The following is a 1,135-nucleotide window of genomic DNA, read 5'->3' as shown; positions in this document are numbered from 1 at the left end:
TGGATCGAATCGGAAATAGGATGACGGAGACCGGATGACCACGGCGCAGACCAACCACATCCCCACGGCCGACCAGGCGCTCCGGGCGCTGGGCGAGGTACGTGCCGAGATCGGCAAGGCGGTCGTCGGCAACGACCACGCCGTGCTGTACCTCGTGCTCGCCCTGCTGTGTCGTGGCCACGTGCTGTTGGAAGGTGTGCCGGGCGTGGCGAAGACGCTGCTGGTGCGCGCCCTGGCCGCGGCGCTGGAACTCGACCACACTCGGGTGCAGTTCACTCCGGATCTGATGCCCGGCGATGTGACCGGCTCCCAGATCTACGATCCGCATTCGGCCGAATTCACCTTTCGCCGCGGGCCGGTCTTCACCAACCTGCTGCTCGCCGACGAGATCAACCGCACGCCGCCGAAAACCCAATCGGCACTGCTGGAGTCGATGGAGGAGCGGCAGGTGTCGGTGGCCGGCGTCCCGCAGCCGCTGCCCGATCCGTTCGTGGTGATCGCGACCCAGAATCCGATCGAACAGGAGGGCACCTACCCATTGCCGGAGGCGCAGCTGGACCGGTTCCTGTTCAAGGTGGACATCCAGTTGCCCGGCCGCGACGACGAATTCCGCATCCTGCAGCGCCACGCCGCCGGCTTCGACCCGCGCGACCTGGGGGCAGCGGGCGTGCGGCCCGTCGCCGGAGCCGCGCATATCGCGGCGGCACGGGCCGCCGTCGCGCAGGTGACGGTCAACCCGGAGGTGCTGGCCTACATCGTCGATCTGTGCCGCGCCACCCGTACCTCGCCCGCGGTTCAGCACGGCGCTTCCCCGCGCGGCGCGACCGCGGTGCTGGCCTCGGCAAGGGCCCTGGCGTGGCTGAACGGCCGCGCCTTCGTCACTCCCGACGATGTGAAAACCGTTGCGGTGACTGCTCTCCGGCATCGTCTGCAGTTGCGTCCCGAGGCCGAACTGGACGGCGTGACCGGCGAAGGCGTGATGTCCTCGCTGTTGGCCGCGGTCCCGGTTCCGGTGTAGCGCAATGATCGTCACGGGTCGGCTCGCGGTCTGCGCGGCGGTGGCTGCGGTGGTGGTCGGTGTCGCGCGACCGTCCTGGGCCGGCGTCGTCGTACTGACGAGTGTGCTGGCCGCCCT

Annotated in this window: 1 protein-coding gene; it reads left to right on the top strand. The window is 69.3% G+C overall.

Translation table 11 applies throughout. The features are described from left to right. Window positions 1-34 precede the first annotated feature (34 nt). Window positions 35-1,018 (top strand): MoxR family ATPase, encoded by a 984-nt coding sequence (locus tag ACGF5C_RS35025; protein ID WP_030516720.1) that lies wholly within the window; start codon window positions 35-37, stop codon window positions 1,016-1,018. Window positions 1,019-1,135 lie beyond the last annotated feature (117 nt).

The sequence above is a fragment of the Micromonospora sp. NPDC047620 genome (assembly GCF_043205005.1).
In the GTDB taxonomy this organism is placed as follows: Bacteria; Actinomycetota; Actinomycetes; order Mycobacteriales; family Micromonosporaceae; genus Micromonospora.
Note: the sequence above shows the minus strand (reverse complement) of the source record. Positions and strands in the feature narration are given on the sequence as shown.